This is a genomic window from Gordonia sp. NPDC057258 (assembly GCF_042668985.1).
In the GTDB taxonomy this organism is placed as follows: Bacteria; Actinomycetota; Actinomycetes; order Mycobacteriales; family Mycobacteriaceae; genus Gordonia; species Gordonia hongkongensis.
Genome location: NZ_JBHUXZ010000044.1, coordinates 24,475 through 40,680 on the forward strand (window position 1 = coordinate 24,475; position 16,206 = coordinate 40,680).

Below are 16,206 nucleotides of genomic sequence, written 5' to 3' on the forward strand. Positions count from 1 at the left end.
GTGAGATGCCCGAGCCGCTGAGCGGGATCGTCACCGAGGCGTTGCGCCGGGTGCGCAAGTCCAGTGGGGTGCCACTGGCCTTCGCGGGTGTCCTGAACGGACCGTCGAACCTGCGTCTGCAGCATTTCGCCGGTACGACCGTGGGCGCGTTGAACGGGGTGTCGGTCGACGTCGGGCACGGGCTGGGCGGCAAGGTCGTCTCGCTGAACCGCCCGATGGTCGTCGACGACTACCTCCGCACGCCGCGGATCACCCATCGCTACAACACGATCATCGAGCGGGAAGGGTTGCGCGCCATGATGGCCGCTCCGGTCATCGTCGATCGGACGCCCGTCGCGGTCCTCTACGGCGCGCTGCACACCCCTGACCCGATCGGCGGGCGGATGCTCGACGTCCTCGCGATGGAGGCCCGCACCGTCGAACACGAAATCGTCGCGTCCCGCGCCCGGCTCGAGCACGCCGCGCAGGACGAGGCGGAGATGCGCGACCGGATGACCGCGGCCTACGCGCGGCTTCGGTCGCTGGCCGAGACGGTCGACGACGCCCGGCTCGCCGACGAACTCGCCGCGATCACCGAGGCCCTGATCGCCGCGAGCCCGGCGTCGACGGCGCAGGTGGAACTGACCGGCCGGGAGCAGGACGTGATCTCCCTTGCCGCTCTGGGCTATTCGAACGCCCGTATCGGAGAGACCCTCGGTGTCACCGTGTACACGGTCAAGGGCTACATGAAGGATGCGATGCGCAAGCTCGGGGCGTCGTCGCGGCTGGAGGCCGTGGTGACCGCCCGCAGTGCCGGTCTGCTGCCCTGACGCTTCCTCTGCTCCCTGAGGAGCGCCCGGAGCTTGCGGAGGGCGCGTCACGAAGGGTCTCGCGTCCCCGGTGGGGAGGGGTTGATCCGCGCGCAGATGGGTATCACCGGGTCCCATGCGAGCACTCTCAGCGGCACTGCTGGCCCTCGGCCTCATCGGAACACTCGTGGTCGCCGCCCCGGCGCCGGCGCATGCGGCACCGGCCGAGACGTGTGGAACCGATCTCCGCCCGGCCGACCGCGAGCGGATCGTCGAACTCAGTACCTACGAGCAGGATTCGAAGGACCTCCCTCTCGTCCAGCTACGACGAAACGTCGACAAGCTGTACGGGATCGTCGACATCCTCACCGACCGCCGCGACCGGCGCGGATTGTTCGCCCTCGGGCTGGCAGCGGTGGAACGCGACGCGGTGATGCCGCTGCAGAACAACCCGCGCGTCTTCCAGACTCCGCGGTGGGCGCCCGTCATCAGTCTCGAACTCCTCAACCGGTTCCTCGACGCCGTGCGAGGCGAATTCGGCGGCGGACCTGTCGCACCCCAGTGGCGGCACTACTTCGACATGGCCGACGACTGCGCAGTCCCCGGCCAACGGGTCGCGATGGCCGGTTACAACGCGCACATCACCGTCGACCTCGCCTATGCGACCGCCGACGCCCGGGCCACGACGGCGAATGCGCGGGATTTCTTCTTCATCGTCGATGCGATTGCCGCACATGGTAATTCGATCGTCACCGCGACACTCCGTGAATACGGCGTCAACCTCGGACCGATCTTCCGGTTCTACGTGGTCGGTGAGGGCCTCGACCGCGTCGTGGGCGCCGGCCGGGCGACCGGGCCGATGCTGCGGGCCGCCGACGTCGGATACAACGTGCTGACGTTCCGCAACGGACTCGCGCTCCAGGATCCGGCGACCGCTGCTCGGGCACGCGGCGACGTGACCGGGCTGTGGAACACCGGCGAGACGGCGTTGACCGCGTTCCAGCGGGTCGGGCTGGTCCGATGACCGGCCGGTCGGCCTCATCGGTGGGTGGCGGGCAGGTCACGTCGGAAGGGCCGGAATATCCCGAGCGGGGTCGTAGTTGTACCCCGCGACGGTGACGGACTCAATGCCCCGGGTCCCACCCTTTTGCCGCTTCGAGCGGCCTGTTTGCCGAGAGGCGCACTGACCGGCACCGTCCCTTTACACATCGAAGCCGCCGACCCCTCGGGTCGGCGGCTTCGCTGTTCTCCGAGCAGACGGGTCTCAGTGGTCCCGCAGCTTCTCGATGAGCTCGTCCTTCTTCAGGTCGGAGTAACCCGAGAGGTCGAGTTCCTTGGCGCGGTCCTTGAGCTCGTCGACCGTCCAGTCCTCGTAGGACCCGGACTTGCCGCCGCTCTTGCCGACGTCCGACCGTGAGCTGTTGGCCGCGGCGTTGGCGATCCGAGCGGACTTCTCCTTCGAGTTGCCCTCGTCGCGCAGCTTCTCGTAGAGCTCGTCGTCCTTGACCGAAGGTCCAGGGTCCTTCTTCTTCTCTGCCATGGTCTACCTCCTCGTGGTGGAGATGAGCGGTCCGCACCAGGGTTGCCAGATGCGTCGGTGGTCAAACAACGGGATCGGGGTGGACGGATCGGACGCGGTGTTCACGATGACCGAACCCGACGCGGGTGCGCGGTTCGTCGAACTACGGTTACGTCCGAACGGGCGCGTGGATAATCACGGTAGACGACGACCACTCTGAGTAGTCGACTTTGGTCGATACCGATAAGGTTGTGGCGATGTGTTCCGGCGACGTCACCCATGCGTCGCCGCACTCGCAGCACACGTCGCACCCGTACCCCGAACAACGCAGTTGCGGAAGGAACAACGTATGTCGCAGACAGTCAAGGGAGTCATCTCGCGCAGCAAGAAGGCGCCGACAGAGGTCGTGGACGTGGTGATCCCGGACCCGGGTGCGCGTGATGTGGTGGTGGCGATCAAGGCGTGCGGTGTCTGCCACACCGACCTGGCCTACCGCGAGGGCGGCATCAACGACGAGTATCCGTTCCTGCTCGGCCACGAGGCCGCGGGTGTGGTCGAGTCGGTCGGTTCCGATGTCACCCACGTCGAGGTCGGCGACTTCGTCGTCCTGAACTGGCGGGCGGTGTGCGGGCAGTGTCGAGCGTGTAAGCGGGGGCGTCCGTGGTACTGCTTCGACACCTTCAACGCCAGCGTCCCGATGACCCTGACCGACGGCACCGAACTGACCCCGGCGCTGGGCATCGGCGCGTTCGCCGAGAAGACCCTGATCCACGAATTGCAGTGCACCAAGGTCAATCCCGACACCGACCCTGCCGTGGCCGGGCTGCTCGGCTGCGGCGTGATGGCCGGTATCGGGGCGGCGATGAACACCGGCAACGTCGGCCGCGGCGACTCGGTCGCGGTCATCGGGTGTGGCGGTGTCGGTGACGCCGCGATCGCCGGTGCCCGGTTGGCCGGTGCGACGACGATCATCGCGATCGACCGCGATGCGTCGAAGCTGGAGTGGGCCACCGATCTCGGTGCCACCCACACCATCGACGGCTCGAAGGTCGAAGATGTGATCGCCGCGGTGCAGGAATTGACCGACGGCAACGGCGCCGATGTCGTGATCGATGCGGTCGGCCGCCCGGAAACCTACAAGCAGGCCTTCTACGCGCGCGATCTCGCCGGGGTCGTCGTGCTGGTCGGTGTGCCGACCCCAGAGATGACCTTGGAGATGCCGCTGGTCGACTTCTTCTCCCGCGGTGGTGCGTTGAAGTCGTCGTGGTACGGCGATTGCCTCCCCGAACGAGATTTCCCGATGCTGATCGATCTCTACGAGCAGGGTCGTCTGCCGCTGGACAAGTTCGTCACCGAACGCATCGGCATCAACGACGTCGAGGCCGCGTTCTCGGCGATGGAGGCCGGCAAGGTGCTGCGATCGGTGGTCGAGCTGTGAGCGGCGAACTGCGTATCGACAACGTCGTCACCTCGGGCACCTTCAGCCTCGACGGCGGCACCTGGGACGTCGACAACAATGTGTGGCTGGTCGGCGACGACGACGAGGTCATCATCATCGACGCCGCACACTCGGCGCAGCCGATCCTCGCCGGCGTCGGCAACCGCACGGTCAAGGCGATCGTGCTGACCCACGGGCACAACGACCACGTCACCGTTGCCCCGGAACTGTCGCAGGCCACCGGAGCGCCGATCCTGCTGCACCCCGGCGACGACATGCTGTGGAACGACACCCATCCCGATGTCGCTCACCAGGATCTCGAGGACGGGCAGAAGATCGGGGTCGCCGGTACCGAGCTGACGATCATCAACACCCCAGGCCACTCGCCGGGCTCGTCGGTCATCCACCTGCCCGAGGCCAAGGTGCTGTTCTCCGGCGACACCCTGTTCCAGGGCGGGCCCGGCGCAACAGGCCGCTCGTACTCGAGCTTCCCGACGATCATCGCCTCGATCACCGAGAAGATCTTCACCCTCGACCCCGAGACCAAGGTCTACACCGGACACGGCGACGGCACGACTGTCGGCGACGAAGCACCTCATCTCGAAGAGTGGATCAAACGGGGTAGCTGACGGCGTTGTGGCTCGGCTGACTACCGGCAGTTGCCGGTAGTCGGCCGGCCTCGAAGACCTTCAGGAGATCTCTGCGACAAGGCTTTTGAGCAACCGCCGGAAGGTCGCCGCCTGACTGTCCGACATGGCGCCGCTGAGTAGCTCGTCTTCCACGGCCCGGATCTCGGCCCGGACACCGTCGAGTAGTGAACGCCCCTCCGCCGTGATCGAGACGGTCCACTGGCGACGACTCCCCGACCTGTCCCTGGACACGATGCCCCGCCGTTGGAGTTCGTCCAGGTGCTTGCCGAGCCGTGTCGGATCTCGCCCGGTGCGTTCGGACAATTCACGCTGCGACACTGCCGGTGTCGCGGCGATCTCGCTCACGATGGCGTACTCCCACATCGACAGTCCGGCGGCCCGGAGGATCGGCTCCTCGAGGGTGATCAGATGCGGTATCAGTCGCCCGAGAAGTGCGCCGAGATCGGGCTCTGCGCCCGAGCCCCTGTCGTCGTTCACCATCGACATCCCCTCTGCGATCGTCTACCGTGGTAGACGATCGCTGCGAACGGCTTCTCCCGTGCGGTGCGGGAGCATCCTCTCATCATCGCGGTCCACAGGGACTGATCGACAGATTGATCGGGCACTGTCTGGAAGAAGGGACGTCGAATGGATACATCGGCTTTGCGGGCGGTCACTGACGATCTGGGTGCGCAAGTCTCGGAGATGACAGTCGGTGACATGGCCATCCGGACCACTTCGGGGTGGGGCGACCTCGGTGAACTGTACCTGGCCGCCGTCGAACGAAACACCGGTCTCACAGCGCTCCTCACCGGCGAGGAGCTGAACTCTCGGCGAGCTGCACCGATGGACAGGGCATCGTTCCCGCTGGTGGCGGACCAGTACGGAGGCGGTTTCGAGCACCGATACCGTCGAAGTGCCGACCTGCTGGTCGCCGCCTTCGCCGGAATCCTCGACACGCAACGGGTCGTCGACCTCGACGGCACCCACACAACTGTGCAAGCGCTCTACGACCACGCGGTCCGCGATGCCTTCCTGCTCACGTGGAACATCGCGACCGCAATCGACATCCGGTACCAGCCGCGACCCGACATCGTCCGAGGGGCCGTACAGACGATGCTCTCGGACCTCGAGGATGCCGATCTGGCAACGGCAGTCGACGTCCTCGTCCAACTGACGGGTCCACACCGGGACAAGTGAGCAGTCGCGGTTGGACTGCGATGAGCCGCGTCCGCTGGGTGTCGCGGTCCGCTCAGCTTTTTCTCAGGGGTCGGAATCGGCCGCTCGAGCCGCAGGCGTAACGTCGCGCGAATGAGCGATTCCGCGGTCCGCAACATCGACCACCCCGATCAGGCGCCGGTGCCCCGCAGCCGCATCGTGGTCGCGTCGATGATCGGGACGAGCATCGAGTTCTTCGACTTCTACATCTATGCCACGGCTGCGGTCCTCGTGTTCCCGGTGCTGTTCTTCCCCAAGGGGGACGACACCGCGGCGCTGCTGTCGTCGTTCGCGACCTTCGGTCTCGCGTTCGTCGCGCGGCCCATCGGCTCGATCCTGTTCGGGCACTTCGGCGATCGCATCGGACGCAAGGCGACGCTCGTCGGTTCGCTGCTCACCATGGGCATCGCGACCTTCGTCATCGGCCTGCTGCCCACCTACGACTCCGTCGGTTACCTCGCGCCCGCGCTGCTGGCGCTGATGCGGTTCTGTCAGGGCCTCGGGCTCGGTGGGGAGTGGTCGGGCGCAGCGCTTCTCGCGACCGAGACCGCGGAGAAGGGCAAACGGGCGTGGGCGGCCATGTGGCCGCAACTGGGTGCGCCGATCGGGTTCTTCTTCGCCAACGGCACCTTCCTGCTGCTGATGCTCGCCCTCGATTTCGATGCCGCGACCGCCGACCCCGACCACGCCTTCATGACCTGGGGCTGGCGAATCCCGTTCCTGGCCAGTGCGATCATGGTGGCCGTCGGGCTGTACGTGCGTCTGAAGCTCACCGAGACACCGGTGTTCGCGAAGGCCGTCGCGGACGGCAAGAAGGTCAAGGCGCCGCTGGCAGAGGTCGTCAAGACCAGCTGGCGTCCGCTCATCGCGGGCACGTTCATCATGGTCGCGACGTACACGCTGTTCTACATCGTGACCACCTGGGTGATCTCCTACGGCACCGGCAAGGTGACCGACGAATCGGGTGTGAAGCTCTCCATCAGCTACGTCGACTTCCTGCAGCTGCAGCTCGTCGCGGTCCTGTTCTTCGCCGCGTGCGTGCCGATCTCGGGTCGCCTCGCCGACCGGTACGGCCGCCGCGCCTTCCTCATCGTGATCACCGCGGCGATCATCGTCTTCGGTCTGTGCTTCCAGTGGCTGCTCGACCCGGCGTCGATGACCGACGGCATGATGCTGTTCTTCCTGATCCTCGGAATGACGCTGATGGGTCTCACCTTCGGGCCGATGAGCGCGATCCTGCCCGAGCTGTTCCCGACCAACGTGCGCTACACGGGTTCGGGCGTGGCCTACAACGTGGCGTCGATCCTCGGCGCCGCCGTGGCGCCGTTCATCGCCACGTGGATCGTCGCCGACTACGGCGTCGGCTGGGTGGGCGTGTACCTTGCGGTCGCCGCCTGCGCCACGATGATCGCCCTGCTCAGCGTCCGCGAGACCAAGTCCGTCGACCTCACGGAGGTCTGAGCAGGACGGGTTGTCGGGGGCTCGGCGTACCGTCGGACAGGTGAATGCGCGTCCGACACCAGGCGAGACGACATGAGGCTGATCGACGTCGTCGAGACCTCCGCAGATGTGGCGCGAGACCGGTCGCGGATCCGGAAGACGACGGTGCTCGCCGACGCGCTCTCCCAGGCGACCGACGAGGAACTGCCGGTCGTCGTCGCCTGGCTGTCGGGTGAGATCCCGCAGGGCCGGCTCGGCGTCGGGTGGCGGTCCCTGTCCAAACTGATGGCACCACCGGCCGATTCGCCGACCCTCGAGGTCGCTGCCGTCGACGCCGCGCTCGGCGAGCTCGCGTCCGCGTCGGGCCCGGGTTCGACGAAGCGCCGAGGTGAGATCATCGCGTCGTTGTTCGGCGCGTCAACCGAGTCCGAGCAGAAGTTCCTCGTGGCACTGCTCACCGGTGAATTGCGGCAGGGGGCGCTGGCCGGTGTCATGACCGACGCCATCGCGAAGGTCACCGGCCAGGATCTGGCTCTGGTGCGTCGCGCGAACATGCTGACCGGTTCGCTGCCGGTCACTGCCGCGTTGGCCCGGTTCGGCGCGGAGTCGCTGGCGGGGGTCGGCCTGGAGGTCGGACGCGCCGTCGAACCGATGCTCGCGACACCCGCCGACGACCTCGACTCCGCGCTTGCGCTCCTCGGGCCCGACCTCGTCGTCGACTACAAACTCGACGGGGCCCGAATCCAGGTGCACCGCAACGGAACCGAGATCTCGGTGTTCACCCGCACGCTGCGCGACGTGACGGCGAACGTACCCGACCTCGTCTCGGTGATCGCCTCCCTGCCCTGCGACTCGGTCATCCTCGACGGCGAGACGTTGATGCTCTCCGACGACGGGCGCCCGCGGTCGTTCCAGGACACCATGAGCCGGTTCGGCTCTGGACCCACCGCGGCCGGCGAACCCGAACGCCTGCTCAAGCCGTTCTTTTTCGACTGCCTCCATCTCGACGGCGTCGACCTCATCGACCGGCCGCTGTCCGAGCGGCTCGCTGCGATCGACTCGATCGCGCCGCAGTTGCGCATCCCCGCGGTCACCCGGCCGAACGTCGAGGAGGCCCGCAGCCACTTCGACGCCGCGATGGCCGACGGTCACGAGGGTGTGATGGTGAAGTCGCTCGACGGCCTGTATGTGGCGGGTCGCCGCGGAAAGGCCTGGCAGAAGGTCAAACCGACGCACACGTTCGATCTGGTGGTGCTCGGTGCCGAATGGGGCTCGGGCCGGCGGTCGGGGTGGCTGTCGAATCTGCATCTCGGCGCCCGCGATCCCGAGACGGGTGAGCTCGTGATGGTCGGCAAGACGTTCAAGGGCCTGACGGACGAGCTGTTGCGCTGGCAGACCGAGGAGTTCCTGAAGCACGAGACGCACCGGGACTCGTACACGGTGTACCTGCGTCCGGAGATCGTCGTCGAGATCGAACTCGATGGCGCGCAACGGAGTTCGAGGTATCCAGGCGGGGTCGCGCTGCGCTTCGCGCGCGTGGTGCGTTACCGCCCGGACAAGACTCCCGCGCAGGCCGACAGCATCGAGGCGATTCGCGCGCTGTTGAAGTAAGTCCGAAAACCACCCGTAGGAAACGGACAGCCGACGATGCGTCGCGTGTCCGGTTCCACAGGGTGGTTTTCGGCGAGATGCTCAGAGCAACGACAGCTGGGCGACAGGGGTGGTGGTGGGACGGTCCGAACCGCCGGGCGGTTCGACGGTGAACGCGAGCGTCGAGGCGTCGTTGATCCCGGAGAGCACGGCGGTGGTGACCGGTTCGACGTCCTGGTCGGTCATCGTGCCGGCCGAGCGAGCGCCGCCCGGCCCGATGAGCCACATCTGGTAGACGGTCCCCGGCTGTGGTGGCGGGACCGAATCCATCACCAGTACACCGGTATCCGCCGACTTGGCGAGATAGACGGTGACATTGCCGGTAGCTACCGGGCCGCCCGTCGACCGCAGGTCCTCCGCGGAGAAGACCTGTTCGGCCGGTGAGGCCAGTGGGCGGACCTCCGGTTCCGGCGAGCTCGACTCTCCCATGACCCACCCGGCGGCGCCGATGGCGACGGCCGCCACCGCCGCGGCGGCGAGATACGTCCAGCGGCGAGGCAAGCGCCGTCGGTCGTCCGATTCGTCCGTCTGCGTCACGGGGGCGGGAACGCTCGGATCGGATGCGGCAGGCGCGGATTGCTGCTGCGGAGGCGGCGATCCCGGCCCGGTCGGCGCCTCGGCGCCCGGGGCGGCGACGTCCGGCGCGTCGAGACCGGTGTCGGCGCGCGCAGCGGAGAGGATGCGGTCACGGAGGGTCGGCGGAGGCGGCGTGGCCGTCGTCTTGCTCATCGCGGCCAGCGCCTCGCGGGTCGCGCGGACCTGCTTGTCGAACAAGGTCTGAAGATCCTGCGGCGCGGCCGCGACCCGAGCCTGGACGTCGCGCAATTCGTCGGCGGACAGTGCGTCGAGCGCGACCAGGGGTGCCATCTCCAGCAATTCGGCAGCGTCGGGATCGAGATGATCAGCCATCACGTGCCTCCTGCCGTCGTCGAACGATCTGTTGCTGTCCCTCCGAACGCCGCTCTCGGCGGGCGGGCGTCACGTTTCCGCGTGGGCCCGGAGGCAACGAGGCTGCGGCAAGAAGTATGACGTGCGCGGATGGTGTCCGGGGTATCCGGGATGTCGGCTGAACGACTCCTGGTGGAGTCGGGCGCCGGTCGCGTACAACGAGAGACAGGCCGTCGCCACCGGCGGCAGCGTCGCGTCCGTGCCGAGCCACGCGCTCGCGACGTCAGTCTGGGACCCGAGTGTCATGCCACCTGTTCGGATCCATCGGCGTCCCGGATGGGTTGGGTGGCGGATGGGTCGGGGGAGGTCAGCGCGACGTTCGGTGGATCACATCCGCACCGGCGTACCGCCGGGCATCCGCTGATCGGTCGGGACGATCTCGGCGCCGAGGGGCAGAAGCGACACCGGCACCATCTTGAAACTCGCGATGCCGAGGGGGATGCCGATGATCGTGAGGCACATCGCGATGCCGGTGGTGATGTGCCCGATCGCGAGCCACAACCCGGCCACGATGATCCAGATGACGTTGCCGATGGTCGACGCGACGCCCGCGGTCGGCTTGCGGATGACAGTTCGTCCGAAGGGCCAGAGCGCGTAGCTCGCCATCCGGAACGAGGCGATGCCGAACGGGATCGTGATGATCAGGATGCAGCAGATGATGCCGGCGACGACGTAGCCGATCGCCATCCACAGTCCGCACAGGACGAGCCAGATGACGTTGAGGATGGTCTTCATCCCACCATTGTCCATGCGGCACCGACCGGTGGGGACAAATGCGAGACGCGCGAGGCCTGCCCGCGGCCCGGCCCGACATTACGATGACCGACGTGGCGGGAAGTCCGGGGCGGGCGCGTGAGGCGGTGTGGGCGGTGCTCGCCACGGTCGTCCTCGTGATCCGCATTCTGGCGACCATCGCGCTCGTGCTGTTCGTGATCGGATGGGCCGTCGCGGCGGTCCGCGATTCGCTCGACAACGCGTTCCTCTGGCCGTCGATCGGTGCCGGCATCGCGCTGCTCGCGAGCACCTACGTCTACGGCCACCTCCGCGCGCGCTACCCGCGGCACAACGGCTGGATTCCGTGAGTTCTGCGCACCGCTCCCTCGGTGCGTGCGGGCCCGCCCCCGCTCCCTGAGGAGCGGCCGGAGCTTGCGGAGGCCGCGTCACGAAGGGTCCTGGTGAGGCACGCTCACCAGGCCCTTCGAGGCTCGTCGCTATCGCTCCTCGCACCTCAGGGAGCAAGAGGAGACTCGCACCGCAGGGAGCAAGGGGAGGCTCGCACCTCAGGGGCAGAAGGGGCCGTCTGGTCCCCGCAGGGACCTCAGGACGCGACGCGACCCAAACGGGCGAGCAGCGTCGTCTGACGATCGGCGCCGGCCGGGATCTCGACCTTGCGACACACGCCTTCGGAGTAGATCGCGTCGCCGAAACCGTCGATAGCGGCTTCCATCTCGGACAGGTCGTCGTCGGAGAACCGATGGTCGGTACCGGCTGCGCGGGCGATGTCCCAGCGGTGGGCGACCATGTCGAAACCGTAGAAGCGGATGAGGGTCTCGCCGATCGTCGTCGGTCCGAAGTGTCCGTCGAAGGTGCGTTCGCCGACGGTCGGGTCGGCGAGCAGTCCGGCGACGGTGTCGCGGTGGGTGTGCCAGGCGGCGGCCGGGTCGTCGAGCGAGGGTGCCGGTCCGGCATCGATGTCGTGGTGGGAGAAGAACTCGCGCTGGGTGTCGATGACGTGGCCGACGACGTCGCGTCCGGTCCATCCCTCGCACGGCGAGTCCGCGGTCCAGGTGCCGGCGGGCGCGTCATCGAGGACGGTGGCGAAGCCGTCGGCGAGGCGGACGTAGTGGTCGAGCAATGGTGAGGTGTCGTTGATTGCGGTCATGATGAGAGTCAACCGCGAGACCACGGGACGGTGATTGATGAAACCCGACAATCCGGCGCGGCTCGACGACGTCGAGCGCGCGCACCTCATCGACCCGTCGGACGCGAGCTTTCGCATCGGACGGTGGGCGCCGAGCCCCGATCTGGACGAACTGGTGCGCCGCTTCTGGGTCCCGGTGTGGTGGGTCCCGCCCGGGGCGGAGGCGCCGCAGCGCGTCCTGCAGTATCCCGTCTGCCTCATCGTCGTCAGCAACACCTACGCCCGCTTCTACGGCGTGGTGACCGGGTTGTCGGAGACGGTGCTGACCGGCGACGGCTGGGCAGTCGGGGTGATGCTCACGCCGGCAGCCGGGGGAGTGCTGACCGGCGACGTCGGGAAATGGACCGATCGGCATGCCGAACTGTCCGAGGTCTTCGGCGACCGGGGCACCGACCTCGAGCGGTCGGTGCGGTCGGTGATGGCCGTCGAACCCGGAGTCGAGGCGACCCAGCGGACCGCGACCGACCGCGTCGAGGACTGGCTTCGGTCGTATCTCCCGCTCGACGACGACGGCCGGCTGATCAACGCGATCGTGGAGTACGTGGAAACCGATTCGTCGGTCGTCGCGGTCGCGCAGATCTGCGAGCGATTCCACCTCACCGAACGCAGCCTGCAGCGGCTGACCCGGCGTCGTCTCGGTCTCACCCCGAAGTGGCTCATCCAACGTCGACGGCTCCACGAGGCGGCCGAGCGGCTGCGCGACCGGTCGGGGACGCTCGCCTCGCTGGCGGCGGAGCTGTCCTACGCCGACGAGGCGCACTTCGTGCGTGACTTCAAGACCGTCACCGGTATGACCCCGCGGACGTTCTCCGCGCGGTTCGGTTAGACCGGGTGCGGTCGAGCGGGGCGCAACGACGACGACCTCGGTGGTTGTTGCCGAGATCACATCGCGGCAGGCAGAATCGTCGACATATCGGGCAATCGACTCGGCTGATCGTACGGAGGGTGCATGACGGACGCGGCTTCGGTGGCCACGCGCATCCGCCGGGCGTACGAGGACTTCCTCTCCGGCGGCAATCCGCCGGCCGATGCGGTTCGGTCGATCGTCCGCGACTCGTGGGCGAGGTCCCTGACCGGCGGAGTGGACCCCAGCGACGCGACCCCGAACGGCGATCGTGCCTCCACGATGTCGCCTGCGGAGTTCGCCGCCTACCGCGCCGCGCATCCCATCACCGCCGTCCGGCCGTTGGTGCAGTCCCTGATGGTCGACGCCATCGCCGACACGGGGGTCGTCGTCGCCCTGACCGACCAGTCCGGGCGCCTGCTGTGGATCGAGGGCGACTCGGCCGCCCGTGATCGCGCGGGCCACATCGACTTCGTCGAGGGCTCGGTGTGGAGCGAGGAGGTCGTCGGCACCAACGCCCCCGGACTGGCACTGGCCGTGGATCGGAGTGTGCAGGTCGTCGGCCCCGAACACTTCGCCGGACCCGTCCAGGAGTGGAGTTGTGCGGCGGCGCCCGTGCACGACCCGCTGACCGGGCACGTGATCGGTGTCATCGACGTGACCGGCGGGCGCGAGGTCGCGGCGCCGTTCGCGCTGGCGGCGGTCCGGTCGGTCGTCGCCGCTGTCGAGCGCGAATTGCGGGCGGGCGCCGTCGATCTCGCCGACCCGGCCACCTTCGACCCGGCACCGGGCCCGCGGGCCGCGGCCCACCTCGCCGTGCTCGGTGACGGTCCGGGACGCTGGCATCGCGCCGCCGACGGGCCCGGCGCCCGCACCCTGTCGCGCAGGCACGCCGAGATCCTCGTTCTGCTGCAAGCGTTTCCGGAAGGTCTGAACACCGAACAGCTCGCGTTGAAGCTGGCCGAGGACGGGCTCGACCCGGTCACCGTGCGGGCCGAGATCTCCCGACTCCGCCGCGACCTCGGTGCCGACGTCGTCGCGAGCCGGCCGTACCGGCTCACACTCGACATCACCTCCGACGTCGACGATCTCCGGTCGCGCATCTCGTCGGGTTCGGACCTCGCGTCGGTCGTCGATGACCTCGGCCGCGGCGGGTTGCTCGCCGAATCGACCGCACCGGGGATCGTCGAGATCTTCGAGGAACTCCGCGAGGACCTGCGGTCGCGTCTCTTCGCGTCCGGCGACGTCGCGGCCCTCCGCCGGTGGACGTCGTCGACCCACGGACGCGACGACCTCGCCGCCTGGCGCCGCCTCGAACACCGCCTGCCGGTCGGCGATCCCGACCGGGCCGTCGTCGGCGGACGCATCCGACTCCTGGACAAGAGGTACGGGGCGTAACCGGCTGAGCTGCGTCAACAGCAGGTGGCCAACGTTGCAACGCTCGTGCAACCACCCCGCTCCTAGAGTGTGGAGCAGATCACAACGGACGCCTCCGGTGTCCCGTGTGACATCCGCAGAGCGTCCTCAGCTTGAGGCCCACACGCAAGGAGCAACCATGACCGTCTTCGCAAAGCCGGGTGCCGATGGCTCGGTGATGAGCTACGAGTCGCGCTACGACAACTGGATCGGCGGACAGTGGACCCCGCCGGTGAAGGGTCAGTACTTCGAGAACCCGTCGCCCGTCGACGGCAAGATCTTCTGCGAGGTCGCACGTTCGACCGCCGAGGACATCGACCTCGCGCTCGACGCCGCACACAAGGCCGCACCCGGATGGGGCAAGACCCCCGTCGCCGAGCGCTCGCTGGCCCTGCTGCGCATCGCCGATCGCATGGAGGAGAACCTCGAGAAGCTGGCCGTCGCCGAGACCTGGGACAACGGCAAGGCCGTCCGCGAGACCATGGCCGCCGACATCCCGCTGGCCATCGACCACTTCCGCTACTTCGCCGGCGCCCTCCGCGCCCAGGAGGGTTCGATCTCCGAGGTCGACGAGGACACCGTCGCCTACCACTTCCACGAGCCGCTCGGCGTCGTCGGCCAGATCATCCCCTGGAACTTCCCGATCCTGATGGCGGTGTGGAAGCTGGCGCCCGCGCTCGCCGCCGGCAACGCGGTCGTGCTCAAGCCCGCCGAGCAGACACCCGCGTCGATCCTGTACCTGGTCAGCCTCATCAGCGACCTGCTTCCCGCCGGAGTCCTCAACGTGGTCAACGGGTTCGGCGTCGAGGCGGGCAAGCCGCTCGCGTCGAGCAACCGTATCCGCAAGATCGCGTTCACCGGTGAGACCACCACCGGCCGGCTCATCATGCAGTACGCCTCGGAGAACCTGATCCCGGTCACCCTCGAGCTGGGCGGCAAGAGCCCGAACATCTTCTTCAACGACGTGATGTCCGCCGACGACGGGTTCCTCGACCGTGCGCTGGAAGGCTTCTCGATGTTCGCGCTCAACCAGGGCGAGGTGTGCACCTGCCCCAGCCGCGCACTCATCCAGCAGGACATCTACGACGAGTTCATCGCCAAGGCCGTCGACCGCGTCGGAAAGATCAAGCAGGGCAACCCCCTCGACACCGACACGATGATGGGCGCGCAGGCCTCCAACGATCAGTTCGAGAAGATCTCCTCCTACCTCGCCATCGGCAAGGACGAGGGCGCCGAGGTGCTGATCGGCGGCGAGGCGGCGGATCTCGGCGGTGACCTGTCGGAGGGCTTCTACATCAAACCGACTGTGTTCCAGGGCAACAACAAGATGCGCATCTTCCAGGAAGAGATCTTCGGCCCGGTTCTGGCGGTCACCACCTTCAAGGACTTCGCCGACGCCATGCACATCGCCAACGACACCCTCTACGGCCTCGGCGCCGGAGTGTGGAGCCGCGACGGCGCGACTGCCTATCGGGCCGGCCGCGAGATCCAGGCCGGCCGGGTGTGGACGAACACCTACCACGACTACCCGGCACACGCTGCCTTCGGCGGTTACAAGCAGTCCGGTATCGGTCGCGAGAACCACCTCATGATGCTCGAGCACTACCAGCAGACCAAGAACCTCCTGGTCGGTTACGCTCAGAGCGCCAAGGGTTTCTTCTGACCCGTCGAGCCCTTCGAGGCTCGTCGCTAACGCTCCTCGCACCTCAGGGAGCGGAGGGGTCGCGCTCCTCGCACCTCAGGGAGCAGATGAAAGGTGATTGACGATGACCGCCGAGCAGAGTGTTCCTGATCGCGTGGTCGCCACAGACTCCGCCGTGCAGCTCCTGACCAAGTTGTCGGAGCTGCACGGCGGCCTCATGATCCACCAGTCCGGTGGGTGCTGTGACGGCTCGGCCCCGATGTGTTATCCGGTCGGGGAGTATCGCGTGGGCCAGCGAGACGTGCTGGTCGGCGAGATCGAATTACCCGAACCCATTCCGGCCGTTCGGGTCTGGATCAACGGTGACCAGTTCGAGCTGTGGAAACACACCCAGTTGATCCTCGACGTCGTGAAAGGCCGCGGTGCCGGATTCAGTCTCGAGGCACCGGAAGGGGTTCGTTTCCTCTCGCGTGCACGGACTTTCACCGACGAGGAGAACGACCTGCTGGCGACGTCGCCACCACTGACGGGGGCCACCGCCGGCCCCTGAGGTCCGACCCACGCAGATTGCGTCGTAGGTACCGGAAACCGGTACCCACGACGCATTCTGCGTTTGTCCGCGGTGTGTCACCACTGGTCGAAGCCGACGTTGACCTGGGGGTATCCGGTGTCGATGTGGTTGTTCATCCAGTAGTTCTGGGCGTGGGGTCCCCAGATGCTGCTCATGGCGGTGTTGACGTTGTGGGGGTGGTT

General features: G+C 67.5%; 17 protein-coding genes. 12 read left to right on the forward strand and 5 right to left on the reverse strand.

Going from position 1 to position 16,206, the window contains the following annotated elements; genetic code table 11:
* The first annotated feature begins 5 nt into the window (after window positions 1-5).
* Both ACFUEJ_RS21750 and ACFUEJ_RS21755 read left to right on the forward strand, forming a co-directional pair.
* Window positions 6-809, forward strand: a complete 804-nt coding sequence (locus tag ACFUEJ_RS21750) for a LuxR C-terminal-related transcriptional regulator (RefSeq protein ID WP_388031781.1) — start codon at window positions 6-8, stop codon at window positions 807-809.
* 115 nt (window positions 810-924) lie between these two features.
* Window positions 925-1,812, forward strand: coding sequence for a DUF5995 family protein (locus ACFUEJ_RS21755; RefSeq protein ID WP_068971475.1), 888 nt, complete (start codon window positions 925-927; stop codon window positions 1,810-1,812).
* Between the two features lie 240 nt (window positions 1,813-2,052).
* Here ACFUEJ_RS21755 and ACFUEJ_RS21760 read toward each other — a convergent pair whose 3' ends face one another.
* Window positions 2,053-2,328 carry a Rho termination factor N-terminal domain-containing protein gene (locus ACFUEJ_RS21760; protein WP_058253403.1) on the reverse strand — a complete coding sequence of 92 codons (276 nt, stop codon included), beginning with the start codon at window positions 2,326-2,328 and terminating at the stop codon, window positions 2,053-2,055.
* Window positions 2,329-2,656: 328 nt separating this feature from the next.
* Between ACFUEJ_RS21760 and ACFUEJ_RS21765 the strand changes: the two genes are divergently transcribed.
* Window positions 2,657-3,745, forward strand: a complete 1,089-nt coding sequence (locus tag ACFUEJ_RS21765; RefSeq protein ID WP_388031784.1) for an S-(hydroxymethyl)mycothiol dehydrogenase — start codon at window positions 2,657-2,659, stop codon at window positions 3,743-3,745.
* A complete protein-coding gene (locus ACFUEJ_RS21770; protein ID WP_058253400.1) occupies window positions 3,742-4,374 on the forward strand; it encodes an MBL fold metallo-hydrolase in 633 nt (210 codons plus the stop codon). Before ACFUEJ_RS21765 ends, ACFUEJ_RS21770 begins: the two co-directional genes overlap by 4 nt.
* A 60-nt stretch (window positions 4,375-4,434) precedes the next feature.
* Here the strand turns inward: ACFUEJ_RS21770 and ACFUEJ_RS21775 are convergent, their stop codons facing one another.
* A complete protein-coding gene (locus tag ACFUEJ_RS21775; RefSeq protein ID WP_388031787.1) occupies window positions 4,435-4,875 on the reverse strand; it encodes a MarR family winged helix-turn-helix transcriptional regulator in 441 nt (146 codons plus the stop codon).
* Window positions 4,876-5,094: 219 nt separating this feature from the next.
* Here ACFUEJ_RS21775 and ACFUEJ_RS21780 point away from each other — a divergent pair, with 219 nt between their 5' ends.
* The 3 genes from ACFUEJ_RS21780 to ACFUEJ_RS21790 all read left to right on the forward strand — a co-directional run bounded on the left by ACFUEJ_RS21780 (window position 5,095) and on the right by ACFUEJ_RS21790 (window position 8,643).
* Window positions 5,095-5,574 carry a hypothetical protein gene (locus ACFUEJ_RS21780; RefSeq protein WP_388031789.1) on the forward strand — a complete coding sequence of 160 codons (480 nt, stop codon included), beginning with the start codon at window positions 5,095-5,097 and terminating at the stop codon, window positions 5,572-5,574.
* A 111-nt stretch (window positions 5,575-5,685) separates the two neighbouring features.
* Window positions 5,686-7,053, forward strand: a complete 1,368-nt coding sequence (locus ACFUEJ_RS21785; protein WP_065631324.1) for an MFS transporter — start codon at window positions 5,686-5,688, stop codon at window positions 7,051-7,053.
* A 72-nt stretch (window positions 7,054-7,125) separates the two neighbouring features.
* Entirely contained in the window at window positions 7,126-8,643 is a 1,518-nt protein-coding gene (locus tag ACFUEJ_RS21790; RefSeq protein ID WP_388031792.1) for an ATP-dependent DNA ligase, read from the forward strand.
* 81 nt (window positions 8,644-8,724) lie between these two features.
* Here ACFUEJ_RS21790 and ACFUEJ_RS21795 read toward each other — a convergent pair whose 3' ends face one another.
* Complete coding sequence (locus ACFUEJ_RS21795; protein ID WP_388031794.1) at window positions 8,725-9,591, reverse strand: anti-sigma factor; 867 nt, start codon at window positions 9,589-9,591, stop codon at window positions 8,725-8,727.
* Between the two features lie 366 nt (window positions 9,592-9,957).
* Entirely contained in the window at window positions 9,958-10,365 is a 408-nt protein-coding gene (locus tag ACFUEJ_RS21800) for a YccF domain-containing protein (protein WP_058253395.1), read from the reverse strand.
* Window positions 10,366-10,448: 83 nt separating this feature from the next.
* Between ACFUEJ_RS21800 and ACFUEJ_RS21805 the strand changes: the two genes are divergently transcribed.
* Entirely contained in the window at window positions 10,449-10,712 is a 264-nt protein-coding gene (locus ACFUEJ_RS21805) for a hypothetical protein (protein WP_058253394.1), read from the forward strand.
* Between the two features lie 236 nt (window positions 10,713-10,948).
* Here the strand turns inward: ACFUEJ_RS21805 and ACFUEJ_RS21810 are convergent, their stop codons facing one another.
* Window positions 10,949-11,512 (reverse strand): maleylpyruvate isomerase family mycothiol-dependent enzyme, encoded by a 564-nt coding sequence (locus tag ACFUEJ_RS21810; RefSeq protein WP_388031797.1) that lies wholly within the window; start codon window positions 11,510-11,512, stop codon window positions 10,949-10,951.
* A gap of 37 nt (window positions 11,513-11,549) precedes the next feature.
* Here ACFUEJ_RS21810 and ACFUEJ_RS21815 point away from each other — a divergent pair, with 37 nt between their 5' ends.
* The 4 genes from ACFUEJ_RS21815 (at window position 11,550) to ACFUEJ_RS21830 (ending at window position 16,003) form a co-directional block, all read left to right on the forward strand.
* Entirely contained in the window at window positions 11,550-12,377 is an 828-nt protein-coding gene (locus ACFUEJ_RS21815) for an AraC family transcriptional regulator (RefSeq protein ID WP_065631319.1), read from the forward strand.
* A 123-nt stretch (window positions 12,378-12,500) separates the two neighbouring features.
* Window positions 12,501-13,793, forward strand: a complete 1,293-nt coding sequence (locus ACFUEJ_RS21820; RefSeq protein WP_065631318.1) for a GAF domain-containing protein — start codon at window positions 12,501-12,503, stop codon at window positions 13,791-13,793.
* A gap of 157 nt (window positions 13,794-13,950) precedes the next feature.
* Window positions 13,951-15,474: an aldehyde dehydrogenase gene (adh, locus tag ACFUEJ_RS21825; RefSeq protein WP_068971491.1), complete on the forward strand. Its 1,524-nt coding sequence runs from the start codon at window positions 13,951-13,953 to the stop codon at window positions 15,472-15,474.
* A gap of 103 nt (window positions 15,475-15,577) precedes the next feature.
* Entirely contained in the window at window positions 15,578-16,003 is a 426-nt protein-coding gene (locus ACFUEJ_RS21830; protein ID WP_065631317.1) for a DUF779 domain-containing protein, read from the forward strand.
* Window positions 16,004-16,206: the final 203 nt, after the last annotated feature.